Raw genomic sequence first — 472 nt, forward strand, 5'->3', positions numbered from 1 at the left:
GCGATATTGCCGGAAAATCCTTCGGTGACGACGACGTCGACCGTGCCCTTGCCAAGGTCGTTGCCCTCGACGAAGCCGGAATATTCGAGCGAATCGATGTTCGCCTCGCGCAACAGCCGGCCGGCCTCCTTGACTTCCTCCTGGCCTTTCATCTCCTCGACGCCGACGTTCAGAAGGCCGACCGTCGGACGTTCGACCTCGAAGAGCGCACGCGCCATGGCGCCGCCCATCAGGGCAAAATCCATCAGCTGCGGTGCATCGGCGCCGATCGTCGCACCGACATCGAGCACGATGCTCTCACCCTTCAGCGTCGGCCAGATCGCGGCAATCGCCGGACGCTCGATATTGGCCATGGTGCGCAGACAGAACTTCGCCATTGCCATCAGCGCCCCGGTATTGCCGGCCGAGACCGCGACGTCGGCGTCGCCCGTCTTCACCGCCTCGATCGAACGCCACATGGTGGAGATATAAC

At 63.1% G+C, this 472-nt stretch carries 1 pseudogene; it reads right to left on the reverse strand.

Features of this window, described 5'->3' with window-relative positions:
* A pseudogene (locus GWE18_RS42010) lies at positions 1–472 on the reverse strand (phosphate acyltransferase); the annotation flags it as partial.

Source organism: Bradyrhizobium sp. CSA112 (assembly GCF_029051645.1).
Lineage (GTDB): Bacteria > Pseudomonadota > Alphaproteobacteria > Rhizobiales > Xanthobacteraceae > Bradyrhizobium.